This is a genomic window from Lyngbya sp. CCAP 1446/10 (assembly GCF_026130175.1).
Taxonomy (GTDB): Bacteria; Cyanobacteriota; Cyanobacteriia; order Cyanobacteriales; family Microcoleaceae; genus Microcoleus.
Genome location: NZ_JAIGNI010000037.1, coordinates 48,630 through 72,979 on the forward strand (window position 1 = coordinate 48,630; position 24,350 = coordinate 72,979).

Sequence of the window (24,350 nt, forward strand, 5' to 3'; positions counted from 1 at the left end):
ATCGCCCTGTTTATCAGATTGCTAAAGTATGCTTGAGCGCTGCATCTACTGCGGCCATATTTGACCAAATACCAATTTTGCGATCGATTTCAACTTCTAGAAGCGTCACCAGATTGTCTGTCATGATTACCGAGTCAGCCAACAATCGTGTTTGCTTACCTTCCGGTGTTTCTAGGGAAACTAAAACTCGGCTTGGATGTCCTGCACGGGCTAAATTGCTAGTAATCATTGCTGTAATAGTTTGCCCTAAACCAGACCTCAAATTGTCTGATTGAACTATCAAAACAGGACGGCGTTTTGCTGTACGTAAATCAGCATTTGGAAACAGAACTAGCACTACATCACCACGCCTATAAAGCATCATAAGCATCCATTTCCGGTCGTTCCCAATCCTCTGCAAATCTGCTCAACCTGATCCTTAAATCTGCTGCTTTTTCCCGATCGATACCGCGAGATTGTAGCTCTACCAATCCTGATTCTGCCAGAAAAGTAACGATAACTTTCCCTTCTGTTAAGTCACCCGGAGTTTCCAATAACACAACTTTGCCATCTCGATATATACCCTTTACTGATTTTAACATTTTAGTTTTATTCCTAATGAATCATTGACATTTTAGCTTCGTTTACGATATCTAGCACTTCAGGGAAATATTTGTTGAGGATTGCCACTTTTCAAAAGCTGCTCCTACTAACGATAAAGCCACCATCGGTGCTGTTACTGCTCTCAGGATTCTACTACCCAAAGAAACAGGTTCAAAGCCACATTCGATCGCCCTTTCCACTTCTCCATCAGTCCAGCCGCCCTCCGGGCCAACCGCAATCGCGATCGATTCCAGTTCTTGCTCCCCCCTTAGCAAGGGGGGCTGGGGGGGTTCCTCCGGTTCTTGCTCCCCCCTTAGCAAGGGGGGCTGGGGGGGTTCCAAACCGCTCAAACAATCCCACAAATGCCGATTGTCGCCGCGAGCAAGACAAATAAATCGATGTTTTTGACTGCAATCTTTGACAGCTAAATCAAAGGAAACAGGTTCATAAACCGCTGGTACAATTTGACGTTCCGACTGTTCCGCCGCCTCCGCAGCAATCCTTCTCCAGCGATCGACCTTTTGAGCACTAGGTTTGAGCAAAGTACGATCGCTCGTCATCGGCACAATACTCGCCACACCCAACTCCGTCGCCTGTCTCACAACCTCGTCAAAGCCGTTTCCTTTGGGCAAAGCGGCAAGCAAAGTTACTTCCACTGGTAGCTCCATGTTTACAGCAATCTCCTCTGCTATCGAGGCAAATAACCCGGTTTCCCGTGCTTCTAGGGCTGCTGACCACCAATGTCCCCGTCCGTCCATTGCAATAAATCGATCGCCCTGATTCAGTCGCAACACTCGGCATAAATAATGCTGTTGTTCGGGGGTTAAGTTGATTGTGCGATCGCAAATTTGATCTGCATTAACTGCTAATCTTTGTAGTTGGGGCATTTAATTTTGGATTGTTCGTTTTTCTATTAGATTTTTTTTCTTTAACCGCAGAGAGCGCAGAGAACGCAGAGGAAGAGAGCTGGAGAAGGGATCGTTTTTTTTTTGCAAGTTTAAAGGCAAAGCATTTACAACCAGATTTATGTTGAAAATCTAATTTTTTCTGCAAATGCTTTGCCTTTATATTAATTTTGTGTGAGGTTTATCTGATGCGATCGAAAATCGAGAATCGGCTTATGCTTCCTCCTTAATCTTCTTCAAATAAGTGGAAATTGCCTCTGTAGCTAACTGCGTGATTGGCTTGCCCTGACGGGCTGCTTCTTCCTTGAGCTCGTTGTAGATTTCATCGCGGACACTAATTCGACGGCGGACTTTGCCACCGCCAGCAGTGGGAGTCTCGTTTTCATCGTCGTTACTAGACGTAACAGCTAAATCATTAATCTCAGTTGTCATCGAGTCAGTAGATTGGTGATTGGTTACAAATTGACGGATAGATTCTAACCCAACGCGATCGCAAAAATCGCCAAAACTCTCACTCTTTTGCCGTTTTTGCTTGAAATAAACAAAAATCGGCTCCAGAAAAGCTTCAAAATTATTGATGTGCAGCTTTTCCTCAATCGGTTTTGCCAGCCGCGTTTGCGAGGGAGAACCGCCCAGCCAAATCTGGTAGGATTCCGGCGAACTCCCGACAAACCCCAATTCTGCCATATAAGGGCGGGCGCATCCATTGGGGCAACCAGTCATCCGCACCACAAAATGCTCATCTTCTAAACCAACTTTGGTCAAACTCGCCCGAATTCGCTCTAAAATTGCCGGAATCACGCGCTCGGACTCGGTAATCGCCAGCCCGCAGGTTGGGAATGCCGGACAAGCCATAGAATAACGCACTAAAGGGTCGATCGCAGTTTCCCGCTGAATGCCACATCGATCGAGTATGCCCTGAATTTCTGATTTGACATCCGGTGAAATATCGTAAATCAGCACATTTTGGTGCGGCGTTACCAGCATCGGCACATTGTACTTCTGCACGATTTCCCGCAAAGCCGTTTTTAGCTGAAACGAGCCTTCATCCTTAATCCGGCCATTTTCTACGGAAATGCCGACAAACAGCTTGCCGTCGCCTTGTTCGTGCCAGCCCAAGAAGTCCAAATACTTCCACTCAGGCAGAGGTTTAAACGCTTCTAGCGGTTTGCCAAAATATTCTGCGACTTTTTCTTGGAACCACTTGACACCTTTGTCATTAATCAGGTACTTCAGTCGCGCGTGCCGTCTGTCTGTGCGATCGCCAAAATCTCTTTGTGTTGCTACAATTGCCTTGACCAAATTGTAAACATCATCCTTGGCAACATAGCAAATCTCATCAGCAACGCGAGCAAAAGTCTCTTCTTTATTGTGAGTGCGGCCCAAACCGCCGCCGGCAAACACATCAAAACCTTGCAGATTCCCAGCTTTGTCGGTAATTACCACCAAGCTCAAATCCTGAGAGTACAAGTCAACCGAATTGTCTCCCGGCACAGTAACAGAACACTTGAACTTACGCGGCATATAATGCTCGCCGTAAATCGGCTCTTCCTTGTCGTCGCTAAAGATTGTGCCGTTACCGTTTTGCTGTCTGGCGGCCTTGACTGCGGGGTCTTCCTCAGCCGAAACAGCTTTTTCGCCGTCGAGCCAAATTTCGTAATAAGCACCGGTTTGCGGTGTTAGCAAATCGGCGACATTGTTGGCATATTTGAGCGCATACTCGTATTCTGGGCGATTTTTGTACGGTGCAGGCGGTGCCATGACGTTGCGGTTCAAGTCGCCGCAAGCTCCCAAGGTTGACCCCATATTTTTAATAATGGAGGAAAACACTGCTTTAAGATTTTTTTTCAGCACGCCGTGAAGTTGGAAACCTTGGCGGGTTGTGACGCGGAGCGTGTGGTTGCCGTATTCTTCCGATAGCTTGTCTAAAGCCAAGAATAGCTGCGGCGGAACGAACCCGCCGGGATTGCGGGTGCGGAGCATGAACTGATAGTCTTTTTCTTGTCCTTTAACTCGATTGTCGCGATTGTCTTGCTGGTACGAGCCGTGAAATTTGAGAATCTGAATCCCGTCTTCGGTGAAGTGGGTTGTTTCTTGTAACAGTTCAGTCGCAACGGGTTCTCGCAAGTAGTTGCTGCGTTCTTTGAGACCTTCTGATTTAGAGGGCTTGCGCGCCGCAGGGGTTGAAGTGGTAGATGTGATCATGGGAATGTATAGTGCCAGTTATAATTAGATAAAGGTCGATCGAATATTTCTTGAGAATTTGACGCTCGACCAACTTGTAATTGAGAAACATTCGCAGAAATGCTTGCTCGGATCTGTTGAGAACTCGGTTAACAACTAAGTTAATAACGGTAATCCGGTAGGAATTCTGATGTTGTTCAATTGTAACACGATCGAGCCGGGGCAAGAAAATTGTAATTAAGAGTTTATACTTTCGATCGCTTAAGTGTACGAAACTTTAGAAATAATTAACCTCAAACACTGAAACTATGTCACTGTATGACGAAGACACCTTTGTGGTGTTAGAAACCAACCAGCCGGAGCATTTTTTGACTGCGGCGGAACTATTAGAAAAGCTGAAAGCGGTCTTAGCTCAGGAACACGAAGATTTGCCAGCCGATGTGCTAAAATTTCCTTCGGTGGAAGCTCAAGCTAAGTATTTAATTGATACTTATTGTGAATTAGATGTCGGGCCTGGAAAGTTTTTGCAGTGGTACGCAGTCCGTCTAGAAAAGTAATTTTTGGCATGGGGCATAGGGCATAGGGCATCGGGCATCGGGCATAGGGCATAGGGCATCGGGAATTGGGCATGGACAATTGGTTATTAAAACAAATAACAAGTAACAAGTAACAAATAACAAATAACAAGTGACAAATAACAAATAACAAATAAGCTGTTCTACATTTAAATTGTGTGTCAAAAATCAATCAAACAATGAGTGGTATGGGATTCGACGCCGTACCGAATATGTAATTTAAATGCGCGACAGCTTAACAAGTGACAAATAACAAATAATAACCAACAATTAACTCATGCCCGATGCCCAATGCCCAATGCCCAATGCCCAATGCCCAATGCCCAATTCCCAATTCCCAATGATTAATCTTCTAATTGTTGTACCGATGATACTTCAACGGCGGTAACGTCGATCGTACCGGGCGGCGTCAAGCGGCTAAAATGACCTTCCTCTATTTTCAAAGGTTCGCCACAATTAGCACACTGAAACTGAGTTTGATTTAAAGCTGTGAATTCGTATTGACAAACTGGACACTTGTCTTCAATTAAATTGCGTTTCAACCACCACTGAAGCACGAAAAATCCCACCACAGGTGTCAGCAGCAACAAACCTACTACAATCAAAAATGATTTAACTACCCAGCCCAAACCAATTGACACCAACAAACACGCGATGCCCAGCAGTATCAGCCAATTGCTAATACGCGGTAAATTTAAAGATATTTTGGGGGTGCCTTGGTTCACGGTGGTCTCCTTGGGTGTCTTTGCAGGTAGGCTTGACTCTATCCTACTAAGAAATTTTGGCGGTCGATCGACTTAATCTTCCCATTGTACACGCATAAACCGCTCTCTACGTTACAAGTTAATCTGAGTCAGAGGGTTGAAAAATCCCTTGTAAAGATTGACAAAGGGATTGAAAACTAAATCTTACTAGGGTTTGTTCCCTCAACCACGCGCGATCGCACCTTTGATCCTGTCCTCGCAAAATTTCTACACAAGCAACCGCTACTGCTGCCGAATCTCGGTGAGGAACTCGCCATCCCAGTTTACCATCTTGCAGCGGATCTGCCGAACCGTCCGCGTCCCCCGCCAGCACCGGTACTCCGCAAGCTAAAGCTTCCAAATAAGCTATACCGAAGCCTTCCTGGGAGGGCATTACATAAGCATCCGCCAACTGGTAATGTGCTGCTAAATCTGCTGTCGGTACAAAACCCGCAAATATTACTTTTTCGGCAACTCCCAAATCTTGGGCGATTTTTGCTAATCTAGGGCGATCGTCCCCGCGTCCAATAACTAAGTATTTCACATTGGGAAAACTTTTGGCAATTTCCGGCAAAGCTTGAATTGTGACATCGATTCCTTTGTAACTATCGTGCGATCGCAATCTTGCCACTGTTATCAATATTTTAGCATTAATGAGATTATATTGTTTTAATAAATGTTGCGATTTTGGGCCGATTGTAAATATATTCCCATCTACCGTACAAGGCACTATGGGGAATTTTTCTGGATTTAAGTTGTTAATTTGGCAAGTGCGATCGCGCGTGTACCTGCTAATTGTCCAAATGCTGTCCGCTTGTCTCATTGCTGTTTGATATTTCGGAGCCAGCGGTTCCCACACTTCCTTGCCGTAAGTTAAAATTGTATAGGGAATTCCCAGCGATCGGCACAAAGTTTGAATCAGCGGTGCGAGGTTGATGTGACCGCAAAAAACTCGCTGCGGTCGTTTTTGCACCAAGCAATTTAGCAATATTGTAGCAAACTTAAGACGACCCAACCAAGGACGATCGGTTTTGAGGTAATAAAATTTAATATTTTTTGACTGGTAAGGATTCTTGCAGTCTGGAGAATCTCGCAACAGCAAAACTTGAGCTTGCGGCGGAGAGTTTGCCGCTGCGGTTAATGACACGTAAGCTTTCAGGATGTCTCGAACGTAGGATTGAATCCCGCCTTCGCTGGAAAATATTTCTAAGAAGCAGAATAGGTAATTTGTCGATCGCATCTCAGATTTACGCCTTGAGGGCGCAGACAATTATTTCTGTAAAATGAGTTTGCGAAAAAATGGCAATTACAGTCTACTATAATCGACCCTAATGGACTCTAAACTTAATGAATTTTTACAATCTCCTACACCGAGCAAACTTTAAGAATTATTGAGTTAGCGGAATCAGACCAGAATGCGGGTTATTATTATCAGTGCCGATATAGAGGATCGGATATTTAGTTTTTGGTAGAAGTATTGTCTATCCAAAGATAGATATTAAGCCCCTATTTAACTGTTAGGATAAACCAAGATAGAGAACTAAATTAAATATGACTCGCTCGGGTTTTAAAAGCAAGTTGTGAAATATTTTGTCAAAAATTGTCTCTTAAAAGTTTTCTTGAAGATTGAAAAAAAGTATGCTCATCAAGCATTTAATACATTCAAGCATCGTTGATTTTATTTGCAGCTAGGACAGAGATTTATATTCGTATTTCTTCTGTTCGCACAAGCAGTCTAGCGAGCCGATCGAGAAAATTTTACGAGCGCAAAAGAAACAAGGTATCGTACAATCCTGTACCGGGAAAATCCTGTTACCTAAAACATTAGGTATTCGAGCTGAAACCTGACAAAAGCTAATGTTAGGTTGGCAACGTCATATTTACGAACGACTCTCTCCAAACGAGCCTTCATTGGAGTTTGAGGTGAAACGAGTAACGATCGCACTCAGTCTTTTTAGTCTACTCAGCAGCGCTCTGGCAAGTTGCACAGCAGCTTCCCGGAACGCTCAAAACGGCACACAACCAAGCAACTCTGAACTTTCATCAGTTGCTGTAGCAGTCCGCGACCTCGGTAATCCATTCTTCGTACAAGTCGGCAAGGGCGCTGAGGCCGAAGCCAAGAAACTCGGCGGTGCAAACGTGAGGACAACTCTCGTTTCCAGCGGCGACGATTTAAATCAGCAATTTAATCAAATCGAAAACTTTATTGCCTCTAATGTCAGCATGATTATACTTAATGCTGCGGACACCAAAGGCATTGCACCCGCTGTCGAAAAAGCCAAGCAAGCCGGAATTCCGATAATTGCAGTTGATACCGCCGCCGAGGGAGGCGTTGATGCGACAGTTACTTCAAATAACGTGCAAGCTGGCGAAGTAAGCTGTCAATATATAGTCGATCGCTTGAAAGGAAAAGGCAGCGTTGTGATTATCAACGGGCCTCCCGTCGCTTCAGTGGTCGAGCGAGTTCAGGGCTGCCAGAGTGTGCTCTCCAAATATCCCGATCTCAAGGTTCTTTCCAAAGATCAGAACGCAGAAGGTAGTCGCGATGGCGGGTTAAGAGTGATGAGCGATTTGCTTACTTCCTTCCCAAAAATTGATGCTGTTTTTGCAATTAATGACCCCTGTGCCATTGGTGCAGAATTAGCAGCCAAACAAGCACAAAGGAGCGAATTCTTTATTGTTGGAGTTGATGGTGCACCTGAAGCTTTAGATGCGCTCAAGCAGAACAACAGTTTATTTGTGGCTACAGCAGCTCAAGATCCCTTTCGCATGGCAGCCAAGGCAGTTGAAGTCGGCAACGACATTCGGAAAGGCAAAAAGCCAGCCAATCCAAACATTCTGATTCCAGTCGCGCTGATTACTCGCGAAAACGTCAATCAACATAAAGGCTGGACAAGCGAGTGACCTTCTTCGTGTCAAGTTAAGACTAAAACCTTGGAGGAATCCCGTTTTTACCCTAGTCTAGATTCCCCTTAAGAATGGGGACTTTGAAAAGCATCTTCTCCCCCTCTTAAGAAGGGGGATATAAGTTTAATAGTCAAGCAGATTTCCTTAAGGTATTTACGATGGTAAATAGCACTCAAGATTCAATTAAAACTAAGCCAGTCCTCGAAATGCAAGGTATTACAAAAACCTTTCACGGTTTTACAGCCTTGCACGATGTAAATATCACCATTTACCCAGGCGAAGTCCACGCCCTCATGGGGGAAAACGGTGCGGGCAAAAGTACGCTGATGAAAATTCTGGCGGGAGCCTACATAGCTGATGCAGGCGAAATCAGAATTGACGGTCAAGCTGTTAAGATGACAGACCCCGGTCAAGCCAGAAATTTAGGGATAGCGATTATTTATCAAGAACTCAATCTCGCCCCCAATCTGACAGTTGCTGAAAACATTTTTATGGGCAGCGAACTGAAGAAAGGAGGTACATTTTTAGACCAAGATGAAATGCGACGTAGGGCCGCTGAGGTATTAAAAAACCTCGATGCAAGTTTTGATGCTGGAGACCTTGTTTCCACACTTTCAATTGCCGAACAGCAGCAAGTGGAAATAGCTAGGGCGCTCAAAGATAAAAGCCGAATTTTAGTAATGGACGAGCCGACGGCAGCGCTTTCAGACCGCGAAACAGATAAGCTTTTTGAAGTGGTTCGCCGTTTGCGGAATGAGGGAATTGCTATTATTTACATCAGCCACCGGATGGAAGAGATTTATGCCCTTGCCGATCGCGTGAGCGTCATCCGAGATGGCGGGTATATTGGCTCTCTTGAAAAGCACGAAATTTCTGCCAATCGCTTGGTGGAAATGATGGTGGGTCGTTCTTTACAGGATTTGTACGAAAACAAGCATCAAATAACACCGGGTGCTGTTGTTCTTGACGTAACAAATTTAAGCGACGGCCACAAAGTAAAGCCTGCTACTTTTCAACTTCATGCGGGCGAAATTCTGGGTTTAGCGGGTTTAGTTGGCGCTGGCAGAACAGAACTTGCCCGCCTGATTTTTGGTGCAGATCGAAAGACAAGCGGTGAAATAAAACTCGAAAATCGTCATCTTAATGTCTCGACACCCAATGAAGCAATGGCCGCTGGAATTGCTTACGTGCCCGAAGATCGCAAGGCTCTCGGACTATTTTTGGAGGCAACTTCGGGGGAAAATATCACCATGAATGTCCTCGATCGAGAAGCAAAAGCTGGCATTATCAACTCAAATTTTCTGTTGAAAATTGTCAATGATGCTATTGATAATTTGCAGATTCGCCTTGCAAGTCCGAGCATCAGGGCAATGGATCTTTCTGGAGGAAATCAGCAGAAGTTGCTGCTAGCGCGTTGGTTGGCTATCAACCCAAAGGTACTTTTGCTAGATGAACCGACGCGGGGTGTGGACATTGGCGCAAAAAGCGAAATTTATCGAATTATTAGCGATTTGGCAGCCAAAGGTGTGGCTATTTTGATGATTTCCAGCGAGTTGCCGGAAATTGTGGGAATGAGCGATCGCGTCTTAGTGATGCGAGCAGGAAGCCTCGTCGGTGAAGTAGGCGGAACGACTGGGGAAAAGATTACGCAAGAAAACATTATGGCTTATGCCACTGGTGCAAAAGAGGTAGTAAAATCATGAGTGAAATGCCAACAAAAACCAGCGGAAATTCAGGGAGCGATCGGCAGAAAGCAAGTAAAGCTCAAGCTTGGAGAAATTTTATTCAGGTTGCCGGTATCTTACCAATTTTGGTTGGGATCTGTATAATTTTTTCCTTGGTAACGCCCAACTTTCTTTCAGTAGGAAATTTGATCAATGTCATCCGGCAAGCATCGATCAATATTGTCCTAGCTACCGGCATGACTTTTGTGATTTTGACAGGCGGAATTGACCTTTCAGTCGGGTCAATTTTGGGCGTGACGGCAGTTGTCGGGGTGCTGGTTTCTTTAGTTCCAGGCCTCGGTTGGTTTGCCGTACCGGCTGCGTTAATAGCCGGAGTATTTTTAGGATTACTTAACGGCTCGCTAATTGCCTATTTAGGTTTGCCTCCGTTCATCGTAACCCTGGGTTCTTACACTGCTTTGCGGGGAGTTGCTTATTTAGTAGCTAACGGCACTACAGTTATTAATAGAAATCTCACTTTCGCTTGGATAGGTAACAGCTATGTTGGCCCTATTCCCTGGTTAGTTATTATCGCTTTTCTCGCAGTGTTAGCGAGTTGGTTTGTCTTGCGGCGGACTGTTCTAGGGAGGCATATTTATGCCGTGGGAGGCAACATTCGGGCAGCACGATTGACAGGTATTAAGGTGAGTCGCGTGCTGTTATTTGTCTATGGTGTGAGTGGGTTGCTTTCTGGTTTAGGTGGAATTATGAGCGCCTCGCGCCTCTACAGTGCGACGGGGATGTTGGGGCAGGGCTACGAATTAGATGCGATCGCTGCTGTAATTTTGGGAGGAACGAGTTTCACAGGTGGAATTGGCACTATTTGGGGTACTTTGCTGGGGGCTTTAATTATTGCCCTGCTCAACAATGGACTAACTCTCATGAATGTGTCTTTCTTCTGGCAGTTAGTTGTCAAAGGTTTGGTGATAATTATCGCAGTGACGATTGACAAGGTTCGCACAGGCTCAAGCGCAGCGTAAAGGTATTGCTAATTCGGTGTCTCGGTTCCTGATGCGGAGCTTTTTCCTATGCAAATCCAGCATTTTTATCACCTGATTACTGCTTTTTTCCTGGGTTCACCTGCTGTATTTCTACTAACATCCTCCCCAAGTTTTGCTGCACCAATTGATAGATTAGTTGCTCCTGAACCGTTAAATACCTTGGCAGAATACCCCTTCGCGCAGGTGAATTCTGTCTCTCAACTCTCGGATGTAAAACCTACTGACTGGGCGTTTCAGGCGCTGCAATCTTTAGTAGAACGCTACGGCTGCATTGCCGGTTATCCCGACGGCACTTATAGAGGAAACCGTGCGCTGACGCGGTACGAATTTGCAGCAGGATTGAATAGCTGTCTCGATCGACTCAGCGAACTAATTGCCACAGGAACAACCAACCAGATTACTAGAGAAGATTTAGCGATCGTCCAAAAACTGCAAGCAGAATTTGCAACTGAATTATCGGTGTTGCGCGGTCGAGTCGATGCTCTCGATGCACGCACAGCCGAACTAGAAGCGCATCAGTTTTCGACTACAACTAAGCTGAATGCGGAAATTATCGTGGTGGTAACAGATACCTCCGGTAACAGTGTTGGGGATTCGCGCGATCGCACCAACACTATTGTTGCCAACCGGGGGCGATTAAATTTTGAAACCAGCTTCACCGGTCGCGATATGCTGAGAACCCGTTTGGAATTCGGCAACTTGGGCAGGATTGCCGACAATACGGGTACAAATATGACGGCCTTGAACTTTGATGGCAATGTCGATAACACAATCACCGTCCCTCACGTATTGTATGTGACCCCGCTGACATCTAATCTCGCGCTGACCGTTGGCCCGACAGGTGTTGGGTATCCCGATATTACGGATTTGCTGACTCCTCCAACGATCGCCAGCGATAGTGAGGGAATTCCCTCGAAGTTCGGACAATACAATCCCCTTTACCGCCGGGGAGGTGGCGGTGCGGCTGTCAACTGGACGATCGTCAAAAACCTCACCCTGACTGTAGGCTATGTCGCCGGAAATCCCAATCTCTCGCAGCAAAGTAACGGTTTATTCAACGGTTCCTACAATGCTCTGGTTCAGCTTGCCTACCGGGGCGATCGCGGCGCCATTGGCGTAGCCTATTCTCGTACCTTTGCACCAAGCGGTAAAGCTGATCTCACAGGCGGTACGGGCAGTTTTCTGGCTGCGCGACCGTTTGGGGACAATATTGCTACATCCAGCGATTCTGTTGGCGTACAAGGATTCTACCGCCTTGCTCCCCGGTTGCAAGTTCACGGTTGGGGCGTTTATACTCGCGCCAATGCCGAAAATTCCGGTGTTAGCAGCGTTTCTGATGGTAGAGGTGGTGTGGTTTTGCTAAATGTTGACGGTGACGATCGCGCTGATATTGTGTATGGGGCGATCGGGATAAGTTTCCCAGATGTGGGAGGTGAAGGCAACCTACCCGGGATTTTAGTGGGTTTACCAGCTCGCGTGACCAGCAGTAATGTGCGCCGCGAGCGAGATACTTCCTATCATATTGAAGCGTTCTATCGCTTTCAGGTCAACGACAACATTTCCATCACCCCTGGTGTTTGGGCCGTTGTTAATCCTGAGAATGACAGCCGCAACGACACTCAATGGGTTTGGTTGCTCCGCACTGGCTTTAACTTTTAACCGGAAAGATATTTTAGTAACATAGTCCTGGACGCAAAAACCCAGTTTATTAACGTAATTGCCTCGTTTGAGACGATAATCGCGATAAACCGGGTTTTTTAGACCGATCGTGCATCCAGGGCTTCAAGTCCACTCCACAACAAAAAACCCCAGCCATCGCTGGCTGGGGTAGAAAATTATCAGGGTGCATCTACTAATATTTGCAACTATAACATACATTTGTGGGGTGTCACCCTTCATGGGTGACACCCAACGAAGATTTTAAGTCAGAATAAATTATGATTCAAGATGCCAATGATTAACAAAGCTTCTATATCATCTCGTTCTGTCCCAGCCGATCTAAAATTTAAGATTTAGAATAAATCTGTGCTAGACCTCAAATTAATCCGAGAAAACCCGCAAGCCGTGCAAGAAAGCCTCAACACTAGAGGAGGCAACTATGAAATCGAGCCGATTTTGCAATTAGACAAACAGCAGCGGGAGTTGGAAAACAAGCGATCGCAACTGCAAGCCCGCAGCAACGAAATAGCCAAACTCATCGGCCAAAAAAGAAAATCGGGTTTACCCCTCGAATCTCCCGAAATTCAGACTTTGCAAGCAGAAGGCAACGCAGTCGGCACGCAGTCGAACGAATTGCAAGCAGAGGAAAAAGACTTAAAAGCTCAAATAGAAGCATTATTGCTGCCACTTCCCAACTTGCCGGGCTCCTCAACGCCCTTGGGCAAAAATGAAGAAGAAAACGTCGAAATCCGGCGCTGGGGAGACGAATACATTCCCCAAAATCCCGATATTTTGCCGCACTGGGAAATTGGCGAAAAATTAGGAATTCTCAACTTTGAACGGGCAGTAAAAATTGCTGGGCCCCGATTTGTCACCTTAATTGGAGCCGGTGCAGCCCTGGAAAGAGCGATTATTCAATTCATGCTTGACCGCCACACCAAAGCTGGTTATATAGAAGTGATTCCCCCACTTTTAGTTAACACTGAATCCCTCACAGCTACCGGGCAATTGCCCAAATTTGCTGAAGAAAGTTTTAAGTGCGATCAAGACGATTTGTGGTTAATTCCTACTTCCGAAGTTCCGGTTGTCAATTTGTATCGAGGTGAAATATTGACAGCAGAACAGTTGCCGATTTATCACTGTTCTTTTACTCCTTGTTTTCGCCGAGAAGCTGGCAGTTACGGCAAGGATACGCGGGGATTAATTCGGTTGCACCAATTTAATAAGGTGGAATTGGTGAAACTTGTGCATCCGAGTACCTCTGAGGCAGAGCACGAAAAGCTTGTGCAGGATGCTGAGGGAGTTTTGCAGGCGCTGAAATTGCCTTATCGGGCGATCGAGCTTTGTACCGGTGACTTAGGTTTCGCGGCGGCAAAAACCTACGATTTGGAGGTTTGGCTGCCTTCTGCGGGCAAATACCGCGAGATTTCGAGTTGTTCCAACGTCGCAGATTTTCAAGCGCGGCGGGCTAACATTCGCTTTAAAGAAGCGGGGAAAAAAGGCACTCAATTTGTGCACGCGCTTAACGGTTCTGGTTTAGCTATCGGCCGGACAATGGCAGCTATTTTGGAGAATTACCAGCAGCCGGATGGAACTATAAAAGTGCCGGAAGTGCTGCAATCTTATCTCGGTCGCGAGGTCTTGTAAACTAGGTTTGTAAGCGGTTGTGCATTTAAATTGCCTATTTGGGGCGGGCTAGAAGCCCACCCCATAAGAATTTGATTATTTCTTGATGTGTAATTTAAATAGATTTCTTGCATATATCTTTGATTGATAGGTTGACCGCAGATGTCAGGCAGATAAACACAGATAAACGCAGATACAATTTTAAGATAATTGGTGAATAAATGCAATCTTGTCTATCTATTTTTCTTGAATCTCTTGTGGGGCGTTGCTCTGAGCATCACCCCAAATATACAATTTAAATGTCCCAACCGCCGACTCACAAATTTTTGAGCGCTTCCTTGATATCCAGCGCCAAAAATCTATCCAACGCTAAATACATCCAATAAACAGATAACTGAGCATCACTGCTAGTCTTTTGAAACCCCAAAGCAAAGCTCATTTTTTGATAACTGGGGTGAATAATTAGCGTGTACAAGTCGCAAAGATTAGGAAAATCTGTCTGCATTTCTACTAAAATTTTTTGTGCATCCTCAATCAAAGTAATCCGGTATTCTTCCAAGTATTTCGGATCGATGATCCAACAGCGAACAAATACTGACTGGCAATTTTCATCCCCTGGTAGCGCCATTTTGAAAGGATCGATCTCAGAAACAGAACTTAAATGCAGGCTTTTGCTGGGAGCACTAAAAAAATTAACTTCCGATTCACTAGCGGTGGGATAAAGTAAGTAAAACCCGACTGGATTGAGATTGTCGCAGCGACGCAAAACTCGTATTCCTTTTGAATATTGACCAGCCGAAAGTCGAATAATTTTAGCAATCTTTTGGGGAACTGCGTTCGTGCTGCGGTTCATCCAGTTATAATAAGTTGCTAGTAAATTTGCTACGGGAATTGCGTCGCATCGAGGGTTAAAATCATCTAATTTGAGTTTGACTGGATTTTCGGGCTGCGGGGTATCTAAAATTTCGGAAACTGGTTGAATTTCAATTGCTGTGGCGTTACCGTCAAAGTGTTTTGCGATCAATCCGAGTGCTGCTAATTTGTCTAACATCATGCCGGCGGCGCGATCGCTCCCGCGATCGGAATCGGAGTAAAATAGTTCTGCGGCTTCCCGGTGAGTGCACTGCACTTCTGTTGCTGGCAATTCCAGTTTCGCCAGCGGCGGTTTGAGGCGGGGCTGGCTTTCCTGAAGCTGTTTCACCGATAAGTAAATCCAAAGCCTGACAAAGCATTCAGCCCTAGTGCGAGTTACGCCTACTCGTTTCATCAACAGCGAAACAGCGGCGCGGCGTTGAGATTGAGAATACCAAGCATCTAGTTTTTCAATATCCATTTCAGTCGGGAAGCAGGAAAGGAACTCTAGTTATATATTTTGGCTTAATTTTTCAAAAAACTTCATGCCGCTTCAGGTTACTTGTTGCCGCTATTGCTCAACTTGCCTGATTGCCGGCGACTCTACAATATAGCTGGTTGCTCCTTGCAAGTTCACGACTTCACAAAGCACAATCAATTTTAGATGTTTTCTGGCTGGATTTAATAAAGCAACGAACTCGACTAAATTAGCAATTTTAGAGGTTGACGGTATGTACAGCGCTTATATCAATCGGATTGGAAAATTTTTGCCCGGAAAACCAATTAATAATGATGAGATGGAGGAGTATTTGGGCAAAATTGCCGATCGCCCTTCGAGAGTTAGAAAGCGCATTCTCAACAGCAACGGGATTAAACAGCGCTATTACGCGATCGACAAACAGCAGCAAACACTGTATTCTAACAGCCAAATGGCAGCCTTTGCCGTCCGGGATGCGATCGCCCAGGCAAATTTGGAACCAACGGCGATCGACTTACTAGCCTGCGCCACCACTTTACCAGACTTATTAGTACCAGGATTTGCCAGCACAGTACACGGCGAACTTTCCGAATTATCTCCCCTAGAAATAGTTTCTACTCAAGGAGTTTGCTGTGCCGGAATTACTGCCTTAAATTACGCCGCATCTCAACTCGAACTCGGCAAAAAACAAACAGCAATCGCCGTAGCCTCCGAATTTCCCTCGCGCCTGTTCAAAAACACCAAATTTGAAGCAGAAACATCAGTCCAAGCCGGAAAACCCCTACCTTTCGATACAGAATTTCTGCGCTGGATGCTATCAGACGGTGCTGGAGCATTTTTGTTGCAAAACCATCCCAACAGCACAGGAATTAGCTTAAAAATAGAATGGATTGAATTGATTTCCCACGCCAACGCTTATCCAGTTTGTATGTATTCAGGATTAGCAAACGAAACAGCAACCAAAAGCTGGTTAGATTATTCCTCCTACCTCGATGCAGCCGCAGCCGGAGCTTTTGACTTGCGGCAAAATATTCGCTTGCTCGACAATGTAATGCAATTAGGTGTTGAAGGTTGGCTGAGATTGATTAAAGCAGGGAAAGTTTTTCCGCAGGAAATCGACTGGCTGCTGTGCCACTATTCCTCTCACTTTTTCCGGGGACAAATTGTCGAACTTCTGGAACAAGCAGGCTGTATGATTCCAGAAGAAAAATGGTTTACTAATTTGTACACCAGGGGAAATACAGGCTGTGCTTCAATTTATTTAATGTTAGAAGAATTGTTCAATTCTGGCAAATTGCAGCCCGGACAAAAAATATTTTGTTTCGTACCGGAAAGCGGCCGATTTACAACAGCTTACATGATGTTAACTGCTGTGGAAAGCAGCAATAAACCTATGATTTCTCAAATGTCTAAATCCGTTGATGTTCCCGAAGCTTCGCCTCTCGAAAGTGTTAAAACGGAACACCCCAACTCTCCGCAAGCTTATTTATTGCGGGAGTTAGCCTGGATTTGGCTGAAGTTCGATCGCGAAATTCGTTCCGTTCCCATTGTCCGTAAATTGTACCGGGGAGAGTTTACAATAGAAGACTATCAAGCATTGCTGTGCAATCTCCGCCCGCAAGTTGTCGAGGGTGCTCGCTGGATTGCGCGCGCTGCTTCTAACATGACTGACTTCCGTTTGCGATCGACTTTTATCGGCCACGCCCAAGACGAACACCGCGACTATCAAATGCTAGAACGGAATTATGTTTCTGTCGGCGGCGAGTTGTCAAAAATCGTCGAATATGATAAGAATATTGGCAGCGAAGCCCTATCAGCTTTTATCTTCCAGCAAGCATCGCGGGAAAATCCGGTTGATTTAATTGGTAGTATGTTTATTATCGAAGGATTGGGCAATCGGTTGGCGGGAAAGTGGGCAAAAGAAATTAAGGAAACTCTCGGATTGCAAGACGAACAAGTATCATTTTTAGCTTATCACGGAGCGAATGATGAGTCCCATTTAGCGAAATTAGAAAATTTGATTAATGCTGAATGGATGACGGATGATATCGCCCGCCGCATTGTCAAAACTGCCCGCGTTACTGCTCGTTTATATTTGCTGCAATTGGAGGAAATCCGCTAATGCAAAAGCTGCAAAAACAAGATACGGAAAATCTCCCGGATGAGCGAAAAATTCCTTATGCTACGAAACCTTACAACCGCCGAGATCCGAATGTTTGGGATGTCCTGTTTTGCGATCGGTCAATTCCCGTCGATTTAGTTGCCAAAGCATACATGATGCGGGATTTACAAAACTGGACTCGCAGTTACTTGCTCATCCCGATCAAAATAATTGCTAACTTGTTGCTGGCGGTAATTATGACCGCCAAGCGCCTGTTGCCATTTCAATTTCGCGCTTACACTTTAATGCACAAATCGGCAGCATTTTTCCTAAATAACTTTGTCTCGCCAGAAGCTTGTTATTTAATTGTGCGGCACATCTGCGCGGGTTCCAACATTATCAACTTCTTGATTGATAACGGCCCGGATACCCAGATTGAAAAGTCAAAATTGTATCCGCGCACAGTTAGCGATTTAGCTGACAATGCGTTTCTGGAACACGACTTAATTCTGTATAACTTTGTGTGGGACTACAACCAGGCAATGCTGACAAATCCCAACTGGTTGCAGATTGTCAAAAAACGGGGAATTAATTATGATAGCATTCAACCTGTGGAAGTTGCAATAGATTTTGAGAAACGCAGGTGGCTGAGGATTCTAGATTTAGAATCTGCGATCGAATTGTTTAAAGTATTTTATTCTCTGTGTTTGACTAGCGACGAATTTGCGCGAGCAGTGATGTCGCTTCAGTTAGATGAAAACTTCGGAGTGTACGTCAGCGAAATTACGGAAAATTGCGATTGGAATCATGTAATTGTGAACCGCCATCCGCTAGCGCCAAACAGTCCGTTTAATGCAGCGCGCGACTTGTTTTTGCACGGGATAATTTCGGAATATCTCTATCGGTACTTGGAACTGCGAAAAGAGATGAGCAATGTTTCAAAGTAAGGTGCTTAGGTAGGTGCAACGTAAGCACCTTACGAATATAATTAGCGCGTCCAATAACTTTTTGCGTAAGTCCTGAAGTTTGAAAGAATGGTTAATTTTTAGGTCAAAAATTAATAGGAAAACTCAAGCTGCTGCTAGCTGTGCTTGTTCTGCTGCTTTGGGCAAAGTCTGATTTACCACAATCCATTTGCCTGTAATTGGGTCGCGGTAAGTAATAAACGGATTAGATTTTAAAGGTTGACTGCAAGGTTTAGCGCCCATTTCTCACTCCCAATAGATGGTATTGAATAACTACTACAACACCATACCTTTAATAATCGGCTATTTTGCCTAAAATCCGCGTGATTTATAACTCAACAATAGGTGATATTTTAGGTATGTTTTGGTGACATAGAACACTGCCTAATGTGATTTAAAACTGCGTTGGCAGTGAGCATTATCACCAAAAACCTTCCGTAAAAAAAATCTGCCTTCTGGTTTTTACCTTCTACCTTCAAAAGTGCCACTATTTTCAGTGAATATCTGATATTATTAAGTAAGGTAAAGACGTTTATCAGAGATCGCCCTCACAAATTTATGGTGCTATTTGGATTTGGCAAAAAGTCGAGCCTGCCCTCTGCTCAAGAGGCATTACCGGGACGGGCAGAGCAGATAGCGGTACCGGCAACTCACTTTGTTAACGGCAATCCGCTCAAACCTCCCTTTCCAAACGGCATGGAGATTGCCGTGTTTGGTTTGGGCTGTTTTTGGGGCGCGGAACGGAAATTTTGGCAGCAAAATGGAGTTTTTTCGACTGCTGCGGGTTATGCGGCGGGGATTACTCCGAATCCTACTTATAACGAAGTTTGCAGCGGGATGACGGGACACAATGAAGTTGTTTTGGTTGTGTTCGATCCGAAAGTAGTTAGTTACGAAACGCTGCTGAAAGTTTTTTGGGAAAGTCACAATCCGACTCAAGGAATGAAGCAGGGTAATGATTCGGGTACTCAATATCGATCGGGCATTTACACGTATTCAACCAGCCAGATGCAGCTAGCTGAAGCTTCGCGGGATGCTTACCAGACAGCTTTGACGGAGGCCCGCTACGGTAAGATTACTACTGAGATTATTGAGGCTCCTGAGTTTTATTACGCAGAAAGCTATCATCAGCAGTATCTTGCTAAAAACCCGAATGGTTATTGCGGTTTGGGCGGTACTAAGGTTTGTTTGCCTGCTATGTCTGAGGCTTGAAATTTGATCCCGCTTGATCGGGACACATAGATCAGACGGCGGTTGAAACCGCGTCTACACAAACGATGTCCGCCTCCGCGGACTGAAGATCAGATGGCGGTTTAACTGGTTCCCAGGCTCCAGCCTGGGAGCCCATATTTAGAGGCTCTGCCTCGCTTGGGAAAATGGAGGCAGAGCCTCCGGATCTGCGTTACCAGGCTGGAGCCTGGTAACGAGTAATAAAATAACGTAATTTTAATCGCCGTTCTTCAACCCGCGCACCATCCGGGTTTTGTTTGTGTAGACGCGGTTTCAACCGCCCGATCTTCTGCCACAAAACGCGGAATATATTAGTAGTTGAAAACAGGTGAGAAATGCTGACGGCTGTTGTAATTATCAATTTAATGATATCTGTGGTGTGTTTTTATATCGCTACAAGAGTGTGGAAAATCAGACGGACGATCGCACGTTTGGAAATTCGGATCACAGCAATGGAGCGCTGTAGCAGCAATGTCCTCGCAAAATCGCCGAATTTTTTTGCTAAAAGGCAGCAAGGTGCTCACCAATTACGGCGGGATTATCAACAACTGGAATTGCAACTGCAACAGGTTCAGCAACTTTTGAGATTGCTGGGTTTGGGACGGATGCTTTGGCTCAGGCGCGATCGACTTTTGAGGTAAGCTATCCTAAAATTGTATGGAGAGAAGTTATAAAAATGTCATCTAAACGTTCAGGATTATTTATTGGCGGTCTGTTGGTGGGTTCTGCGATCGGGGCCGTGACTGGGTTGTTGATGGCACCGCGACCGGGGAAGGAGACGCGGCAGATCTTGAAAAAATCGGCCGATGCTTTGCCGGAGTTGGCGGAGGATTTATCGAGTAGCGTCCAGTTGCAGGCCGATCGACTTTCGGAAACTGCACTGCGTAATTGGGACGAAACTTTGGTTAGATTGAAGGAGGCGATCGCAGCGGGTTTAGAAGCGACGCAGCGGGAACGCCAAACGCTGTCGGAAACTGAAGTCGAAGTAAGTCCTCCGTTGCGCCCTCCTGTCCGCTAAATTACATGAAATCCCAAACCCCACATCCGAGATTCAAGTGAGTGATCCCATATTCTGGCTAGGACTTTCGATTTTGCTAGTGGCGGTTAGCCTAACTGCTGTTTTAGTGACTTTAATACCTGCGGTGCAAGCGCTAGCAAGGGCAGCCCGCAGCGTCGAAAAGCTCGCTGACACGCTTGCGCGCGAGTTTCCGCCTACTTTGGAGGCGATTCGGTTGACGGGGCTGGAAATTAGCGAGTTGACGGATGATGTCAGCGATGGGGTGCACAGTGCGGGGGAGGTTGTCAAACAGGTCGATCGAAGTATTGGTACCGCGAAGAAGCAGGCGCAAAACGTGCAGGTGACAACTCGCAGCGTGGTGACTGGGGTGATGGCTGCTTGGAAAAGTTTAACTCGGAAGCCGCCGATTTCTGGGACAAATCGCCGATCAGATAGATTGTCGGCGAGTCAAAGAAGTGCGATTTCGCTGAGGGATTCGGGTTTGGATGACAGGTATTCTGGGGGTTACGGCGCTGGTGCGAGTAATGGGGAATCGCCACGGTTGAGGAAGGGCGAGGGTTCTGGTTTGTCGGGGGATTCGGAAGATTTTGAGCAAGTGTCGAAGGATTCTTGATAGTCGATCGCTTTTTACCTTCCTTGTTTCAACTTTTGAATTTCCTCCATACTCAATCCTGTTGTTTGAGCGATCGTTGCTTCATCTAACACATCCAGAAGTCCTTTGGCAATTTCAAGCGCTTTTTCCTTCATTGCCTGTGAAACAGCCTGTGAAACAGCCTGCTTAACAGCTTTAGTAATAGCATTCCGCTGGTCTTGTATGTAAATTTCCTGATGTTCTAAATCTTCCAACTCTTCGCGGGTTAAATCGGCGCGATTTGCAACTTCAAAAGCTTTCTGAATTGCTGGCACTTCTCCCATTTGTTCGGGTACGAGTTCTAAACTTTTGGCATTTTTCAGGAAATAGATCCACTTATCGGTGAGAGTTTCTAATTCCTCTAGCTTTTTGCCAAATTTCGGTAATTCCACAAACACTAACTCGATATCATAAATTAGATAGTCAACCAAAAAATCTTTTTCTTTTAGGACAAAGCGGGAAATTACTTTGTCGAGATTGGGGAACATTTCAAAGTCAGTAATAGTTAACGCAATTACCGGATTTAGTAGCGTGTAATCTGCTCCCGTATCGAGTTGAATCGAGTAAGCTTTAGCAGCATTGTACAAGATCCGCTTTTCAAAGCCTTCTACATTCAATACCTGCATTTCGATAATAACTGTTTGCTCGTTATTCAGTTTAGCTCGGATATCTAAGTAAGTATCTTTAACTCCTCTAATTTTGGGGGGTTGATAGGGATTGAGGATTTCTAAAGATTCGATCGCAGAATTGCCTTGATAGAGGATAGCGTTGAGAAAACTGATGAGGATGTCTTTGTTTTGTTCGTCGCCGAATATTTTTTTAAAGGCAAAATCTGTTTTGGGATTGATAAATCTCATTTTTGAAACCTCGACTGTGAAGGAATCGATCTCGATTATAATTATACCATTTATACTGTTTGATTGAGGGTCTTCTCAGATGGCAAGGCTTTTTTGTAAGATTTGTGGTTGAAGGGCGATCGCCCTTCAGTTAGATTAGTTACTATAGGGGCGATCGCACATCTAATCGTTTTTATCTAAGTCTTCTTTTTTCGGATTTTCTGAAGTTGAGGGGAATTCTAGTCGAATGTTAATATCAATTGTTAATGTATTTTGATTTTCAAAACCCATATCAACTATTTTTACTAAAGCCTCGATCGGTAAAGAACTATTTAATTTAGCTTTCACAGACGACTGAGTTTTAAATCCTGCTTCCTGTAGCCGATCGCAAACATTTCTCCAATTTCCCACGGATTCATTCGGTAAATCTGCGAGTTTTTTCACATATTGGTATAAAGTTTTACATAGATCAACCACAGTCTTTCTAAGTCCCAGTGTTTGGCGGCTTCGGTAAATAAGTCTTCTTTTGAGGCCATTGTCGGTGTTGTGAAATAGACCTCTTGCAAAAATCGGAAAATACCCTGAAATCATCTGCGTCAATCAGTGTTTATCTGTTTACATCTGCGGTTTCTCTATCAAGCCCGTGACTTCTGCAAGAGGTCTAATGTGGCTAACGTCAGCATAACCGAAATTGCTAACGTTATCGTAGTCAATAGTACCGAGCAATTCCAATATTTTTAGTTGCTTGCGACGTTGAATGTACTCGCATAAAGTCGCTTCAATTAATATATTAGGTGTTGGATGATTACTCAAATCAAGGGCTTCTTGAAGAAGAGTTTTGTCAATTTCGAGCGTATTTACCATGTATTTTCCTCATGCAAGTAGGGTATGACGCAATTGTCACCGAACACTGCTGTATTTTTAGTGTAACACTGAAAATATATCAATGGGCGATCGCATCTGAACTCAGAAGTTCCGGCGTGACTCGTCGCCAAGTTTCTCCCCAAAGAAAGAAATCCTGATTCGGCGTAATGCACCAACTTCCATGTATAATTGCCATATTGATTAGATTGTGATGGAAAAAAATATTGGGTTTTCTTGCGTTAACCCAACGGACGAGAAAACACTGAAAAAATGGCTTTAGTGGTAAATCACTAACATCAAGCCTTAAATAACTTTACTTGAAATATACCTCAAAAAATATGAAAGCATCAGAAACTAAACTACAAAAAATCCTAGAAGGAACCCAACAATATCTTGTTCCGCTATTTCAACGTCCTTATAGCTGGGAAAAACAACAATGGGAAAACTTATGGAATGATCTGATAGACTTGACAGAACAGGAAACTATGACACCTCATTTTATGGGTTCTATTGTCACGTTACAAACTATTTCTCTACCTGAAGGAGTATCTAAATATTTATTGATTGATGGTCAACAAAGACTAACAACTATTTTAATTTTATTGGCGGTTGTCCGCGATCGCGCGAAACAACAAAAAGAAACAAATAAACTAGCAGAACAAATTAATAATACTATTCTAATTAATCCTTATGAAACAGGTTTAGAACTATATAAACTACAACCTACTCAAGCAGATCGCTGGAGTTTTCATCATATTATCGATCAGGGTTCTCCTAATTCTGAAACATCTTTAATTAATGAGTGTTATCGCTTCTTTGACAAAAAATTGAGTCAGAAAGACATTGAATTGAGCTTAATTAAAACAGCCATTATTAGCGGTTTTTCCTTGGTTAGTATTCTTTTAGACAAAGACGAAAATCCGCACTTAGTTTTTGAAAGTTTAAATGCTAAAGGAAAACCATTAAGTCAAGCCGACTTAATTAGAAACTACTTTTTTATGAAGATTAATGAAGAAGAACAGCAGAAAAATTATGCCAAATATTGGGAACCGATGCAAGCTGCTTTAGGTGATAATTTGACTGAGTTTATTCGTCATTACTTAATGAAATATGGTCGGGAAGTTAAAAATGACCAAGTTTATTTGACATTAAAGGATAGGGTTAATGTCAAAAATGCTTTAGAATCTTTAGAAGATTTAGCTAAATTTGCTGATTACTACAATAAACTAATTAATCCTAGTCAGGAAACCAATAAATCTATTAATAGTTTGCTGATGCGGATCAAACGACTAGAATTAACTACAGTCTATCCATTTCTACTCAATTGTTATGATGATTACAGTAGACCTCTTGCAAAATAATTTTATGATATAATGGAAAGTTTTGCTTTACTGGATTGAATCCAAAGTCTTAACTTATTTTTACTCTTGCCTTGCTAGAAACAGGATAAAATACTAGAAACTTATATT

General features: G+C 44.3%; 24 protein-coding genes. 13 read left to right on the forward strand and 11 right to left on the reverse strand.

The window, feature by feature from the left end; genetic code table 11:
• Window positions 1-13: 13 nt before the first annotated feature.
• The 4 genes from K4039_RS16640 to sir all read right to left on the reverse strand — a co-directional run bounded on the left by K4039_RS16640 (window position 14) and on the right by sir (window position 3,692).
• A complete protein-coding gene (locus tag K4039_RS16640) occupies window positions 14-364 on the reverse strand; it encodes a type II toxin-antitoxin system PemK/MazF family toxin (RefSeq protein WP_265236656.1) in 351 nt (116 codons plus the stop codon).
• A complete protein-coding gene (locus K4039_RS16645) occupies window positions 351-581 on the reverse strand; it encodes a hypothetical protein (protein ID WP_265236658.1) in 231 nt (76 codons plus the stop codon). Before K4039_RS16645 ends, K4039_RS16640 begins: the two co-directional genes overlap by 14 nt.
• Window positions 582-632: 51 nt before the next feature.
• The gene (locus K4039_RS16650; protein ID WP_265236660.1) at window positions 633-1,469 is read right to left on the reverse strand and encodes a 16S rRNA (uracil(1498)-N(3))-methyltransferase; all 837 of its coding nucleotides are present in this window, start codon (window positions 1,467-1,469) and stop codon (window positions 633-635) included.
• A 231-nt stretch (window positions 1,470-1,700) separates the two neighbouring features.
• Window positions 1,701-3,692, reverse strand: a complete 1,992-nt coding sequence (sir, locus tag K4039_RS16655) for a sulfite reductase, ferredoxin dependent (protein WP_265236662.1) — start codon at window positions 3,690-3,692, stop codon at window positions 1,701-1,703.
• A gap of 287 nt (window positions 3,693-3,979) precedes the next feature.
• Here sir and K4039_RS16660 point away from each other — a divergent pair, with 287 nt between their 5' ends.
• Window positions 3,980-4,228, forward strand: a complete 249-nt coding sequence (locus K4039_RS16660; RefSeq protein ID WP_265236664.1) for a chlororespiratory reduction protein 7 — start codon at window positions 3,980-3,982, stop codon at window positions 4,226-4,228.
• 362 nt (window positions 4,229-4,590) lie between these two features.
• Here K4039_RS16660 and K4039_RS16665 read toward each other — a convergent pair whose 3' ends face one another.
• A complete protein-coding gene (locus K4039_RS16665) occupies window positions 4,591-4,971 on the reverse strand; it encodes a hypothetical protein (protein WP_265236666.1) in 381 nt (126 codons plus the stop codon).
• A gap of 118 nt (window positions 4,972-5,089) precedes the next feature.
• A complete protein-coding gene (locus K4039_RS16670) occupies window positions 5,090-6,229 on the reverse strand; it encodes a glycosyltransferase family 4 protein (protein WP_265236667.1) in 1,140 nt (379 codons plus the stop codon).
• 617 nt (window positions 6,230-6,846) lie between these two features.
• Here K4039_RS16670 and K4039_RS16675 point away from each other — a divergent pair.
• The 5 genes from K4039_RS16675 (at window position 6,847) to serS (ending at window position 13,927) form a co-directional block, all read left to right on the forward strand.
• Complete coding sequence (locus tag K4039_RS16675; RefSeq protein ID WP_265236670.1) at window positions 6,847-7,893, forward strand: ABC transporter substrate-binding protein; 1,047 nt, start codon at window positions 6,847-6,849, stop codon at window positions 7,891-7,893.
• 161 nt (window positions 7,894-8,054) lie between these two features.
• Window positions 8,055-9,599: a sugar ABC transporter ATP-binding protein gene (locus K4039_RS16680; protein ID WP_265236671.1), complete on the forward strand. Its 1,545-nt coding sequence runs from the start codon at window positions 8,055-8,057 to the stop codon at window positions 9,597-9,599.
• Window positions 9,596-10,600 (forward strand): ribose ABC transporter permease, encoded by a 1,005-nt coding sequence (locus tag K4039_RS16685; protein WP_265236672.1) that lies wholly within the window; start codon window positions 9,596-9,598, stop codon window positions 10,598-10,600. Before K4039_RS16680 ends, K4039_RS16685 begins: the two co-directional genes overlap by 4 nt.
• A 48-nt stretch (window positions 10,601-10,648) precedes the next feature.
• Entirely contained in the window at window positions 10,649-12,280 is a 1,632-nt protein-coding gene (locus K4039_RS16690; protein ID WP_265236673.1) for an iron uptake porin, read from the forward strand.
• Window positions 12,281-12,646: 366 nt separating this feature from the next.
• Window positions 12,647-13,927: a serine--tRNA ligase gene (gene serS / locus K4039_RS16695; RefSeq protein ID WP_265236674.1), complete on the forward strand. Its 1,281-nt coding sequence runs from the start codon at window positions 12,647-12,649 to the stop codon at window positions 13,925-13,927.
• Window positions 13,928-14,222: 295 nt separating this feature from the next.
• Here the strand turns inward: serS and K4039_RS16700 are convergent, their stop codons facing one another.
• The gene (locus K4039_RS16700) at window positions 14,223-15,239 is read right to left on the reverse strand and encodes a hypothetical protein (RefSeq protein ID WP_265236676.1); all 1,017 of its coding nucleotides are present in this window, start codon (window positions 15,237-15,239) and stop codon (window positions 14,223-14,225) included.
• Between the two features lie 250 nt (window positions 15,240-15,489).
• Between K4039_RS16700 and K4039_RS16705 the strand changes: the two genes are divergently transcribed.
• Both K4039_RS16705 and K4039_RS16710 read left to right on the forward strand, forming a co-directional pair.
• The gene (locus K4039_RS16705; protein WP_265236677.1) at window positions 15,490-17,358 is read left to right on the forward strand and encodes a 3-oxoacyl-[acyl-carrier-protein] synthase III C-terminal domain-containing protein; all 1,869 of its coding nucleotides are present in this window, start codon (window positions 15,490-15,492) and stop codon (window positions 17,356-17,358) included.
• The gene (locus tag K4039_RS16710) at window positions 17,358-18,284 is read left to right on the forward strand and encodes a DUF6999 family protein (RefSeq protein WP_265236678.1); all 927 of its coding nucleotides are present in this window, start codon (window positions 17,358-17,360) and stop codon (window positions 18,282-18,284) included. The genes K4039_RS16705 and K4039_RS16710 overlap by 1 nt, the downstream gene beginning before the upstream one ends.
• 123 nt (window positions 18,285-18,407) lie before the next feature.
• Here K4039_RS16710 and K4039_RS16715 read toward each other — a convergent pair whose 3' ends face one another.
• Window positions 18,408-18,545, reverse strand: coding sequence for a hypothetical protein (locus K4039_RS16715; protein WP_265236679.1), 138 nt, complete (start codon window positions 18,543-18,545; stop codon window positions 18,408-18,410).
• Window positions 18,546-18,860: 315 nt separating this feature from the next.
• Between K4039_RS16715 and msrA the strand changes: the two genes are divergently transcribed.
• The 4 genes from msrA (at window position 18,861) to K4039_RS16735 (ending at window position 21,163) form a co-directional block, all read left to right on the forward strand.
• Entirely contained in the window at window positions 18,861-19,514 is a 654-nt protein-coding gene (gene msrA, locus K4039_RS16720; RefSeq protein WP_265236680.1) for a peptide-methionine (S)-S-oxide reductase MsrA, read from the forward strand.
• Window positions 19,515-19,867: 353 nt separating this feature from the next.
• A complete protein-coding gene (locus tag K4039_RS16725) occupies window positions 19,868-20,173 on the forward strand; it encodes a hypothetical protein (RefSeq protein ID WP_265236681.1) in 306 nt (101 codons plus the stop codon).
• 35 nt (window positions 20,174-20,208) lie between these two features.
• Window positions 20,209-20,550, forward strand: a complete 342-nt coding sequence (locus tag K4039_RS16730) for a YtxH domain-containing protein (RefSeq protein WP_265236682.1) — start codon at window positions 20,209-20,211, stop codon at window positions 20,548-20,550.
• Between the two features lie 37 nt (window positions 20,551-20,587).
• Complete coding sequence (locus K4039_RS16735; RefSeq protein WP_265236683.1) at window positions 20,588-21,163, forward strand: DUF948 domain-containing protein; 576 nt, start codon at window positions 20,588-20,590, stop codon at window positions 21,161-21,163.
• A 14-nt stretch (window positions 21,164-21,177) separates the two neighbouring features.
• On the opposite strand, the gene K4039_RS16740 is transcribed toward K4039_RS16735, so the two are convergent.
• From K4039_RS16740 to K4039_RS16750, 3 genes are all read right to left on the reverse strand, one after another.
• Complete coding sequence (locus K4039_RS16740; RefSeq protein ID WP_265236684.1) at window positions 21,178-22,038, reverse strand: Rpn family recombination-promoting nuclease/putative transposase; 861 nt, start codon at window positions 22,036-22,038, stop codon at window positions 21,178-21,180.
• 162 nt (window positions 22,039-22,200) lie between these two features.
• Window positions 22,201-22,461 (reverse strand): hypothetical protein, encoded by a 261-nt coding sequence (locus K4039_RS16745; RefSeq protein ID WP_265236685.1) that lies wholly within the window; start codon window positions 22,459-22,461, stop codon window positions 22,201-22,203.
• A 171-nt stretch (window positions 22,462-22,632) separates the two neighbouring features.
• Complete coding sequence (locus K4039_RS16750) at window positions 22,633-22,881, reverse strand: type II toxin-antitoxin system VapB family antitoxin (protein ID WP_265236686.1); 249 nt, start codon at window positions 22,879-22,881, stop codon at window positions 22,633-22,635.
• Between the two features lie 338 nt (window positions 22,882-23,219).
• Here K4039_RS16750 and K4039_RS16755 point away from each other — a divergent pair, with 338 nt between their 5' ends.
• On the forward strand, window positions 23,220-24,242 hold the full coding sequence (locus K4039_RS16755; RefSeq protein WP_265236687.1) for a DUF262 domain-containing protein: 1,023 nt from the start codon (window positions 23,220-23,222) through the stop codon (window positions 24,240-24,242).
• Window positions 24,243-24,350: the final 108 nt, after the last annotated feature.

Excerpts from the sequence above, each read along its gene's own strand:
- K4039_RS16640 (WP_265236656.1), bottom strand. The coding sequence starts at position 364 with ATGATGCTTTATAGGCGTGGTGATGTAGTGCTAGTTCTGTTTCCAAAT.
- K4039_RS16645 (WP_265236658.1), bottom strand. The coding sequence starts at position 581 with ATGTTAAAATCAGTAAAGGGTATATATCGAGATGGCAAAGTTGTGTTA.
- K4039_RS16650 (WP_265236660.1), bottom strand. The coding sequence starts at position 1,469 with ATGCCCCAACTACAAAGATTAGCAGTTAATGCAGATCAAATTTGCGAT.
- sir (WP_265236662.1), bottom strand. The coding sequence starts at position 3,692 with ATGATCACATCTACCACTTCAACCCCTGCGGCGCGCAAGCCCTCTAAA.
- K4039_RS16660 (WP_265236664.1), top strand. The coding sequence starts at position 3,980 with ATGTCACTGTATGACGAAGACACCTTTGTGGTGTTAGAAACCAACCAG.
- K4039_RS16670 (WP_265236667.1), bottom strand. The coding sequence starts at position 6,229 with ATGCGATCGACAAATTACCTATTCTGCTTCTTAGAAATATTTTCCAGC.
- K4039_RS16675 (WP_265236670.1), top strand. The coding sequence starts at position 6,847 with ATGTTAGGTTGGCAACGTCATATTTACGAACGACTCTCTCCAAACGAG.
- K4039_RS16680 (WP_265236671.1), top strand. The coding sequence starts at position 8,055 with ATGGTAAATAGCACTCAAGATTCAATTAAAACTAAGCCAGTCCTCGAA.
- K4039_RS16685 (WP_265236672.1), top strand. The coding sequence starts at position 9,596 with ATGAGTGAAATGCCAACAAAAACCAGCGGAAATTCAGGGAGCGATCGG.
- K4039_RS16690 (WP_265236673.1), top strand. The coding sequence starts at position 10,649 with ATGCAAATCCAGCATTTTTATCACCTGATTACTGCTTTTTTCCTGGGT.
- K4039_RS16700 (WP_265236676.1), bottom strand. The coding sequence starts at position 15,239 with ATGGATATTGAAAAACTAGATGCTTGGTATTCTCAATCTCAACGCCGC.
- K4039_RS16705 (WP_265236677.1), top strand. The coding sequence starts at position 15,490 with ATGTACAGCGCTTATATCAATCGGATTGGAAAATTTTTGCCCGGAAAA.
- K4039_RS16710 (WP_265236678.1), top strand. The coding sequence starts at position 17,358 with ATGCAAAAGCTGCAAAAACAAGATACGGAAAATCTCCCGGATGAGCGA.
- K4039_RS16715 (WP_265236679.1), bottom strand. The coding sequence starts at position 18,545 with ATGGGCGCTAAACCTTGCAGTCAACCTTTAAAATCTAATCCGTTTATT.
- msrA (WP_265236680.1), top strand. The coding sequence starts at position 18,861 with ATGGTGCTATTTGGATTTGGCAAAAAGTCGAGCCTGCCCTCTGCTCAA.
- K4039_RS16725 (WP_265236681.1), top strand. The coding sequence starts at position 19,868 with ATGCTGACGGCTGTTGTAATTATCAATTTAATGATATCTGTGGTGTGT.
- K4039_RS16730 (WP_265236682.1), top strand. The coding sequence starts at position 20,209 with ATGTCATCTAAACGTTCAGGATTATTTATTGGCGGTCTGTTGGTGGGT.
- K4039_RS16740 (WP_265236684.1), bottom strand. The coding sequence starts at position 22,038 with ATGAGATTTATCAATCCCAAAACAGATTTTGCCTTTAAAAAAATATTC.
- K4039_RS16750 (WP_265236686.1), bottom strand. The coding sequence starts at position 22,881 with ATGGTAAATACGCTCGAAATTGACAAAACTCTTCTTCAAGAAGCCCTT.
- K4039_RS16755 (WP_265236687.1), top strand. The coding sequence starts at position 23,220 with ATGAAAGCATCAGAAACTAAACTACAAAAAATCCTAGAAGGAACCCAA.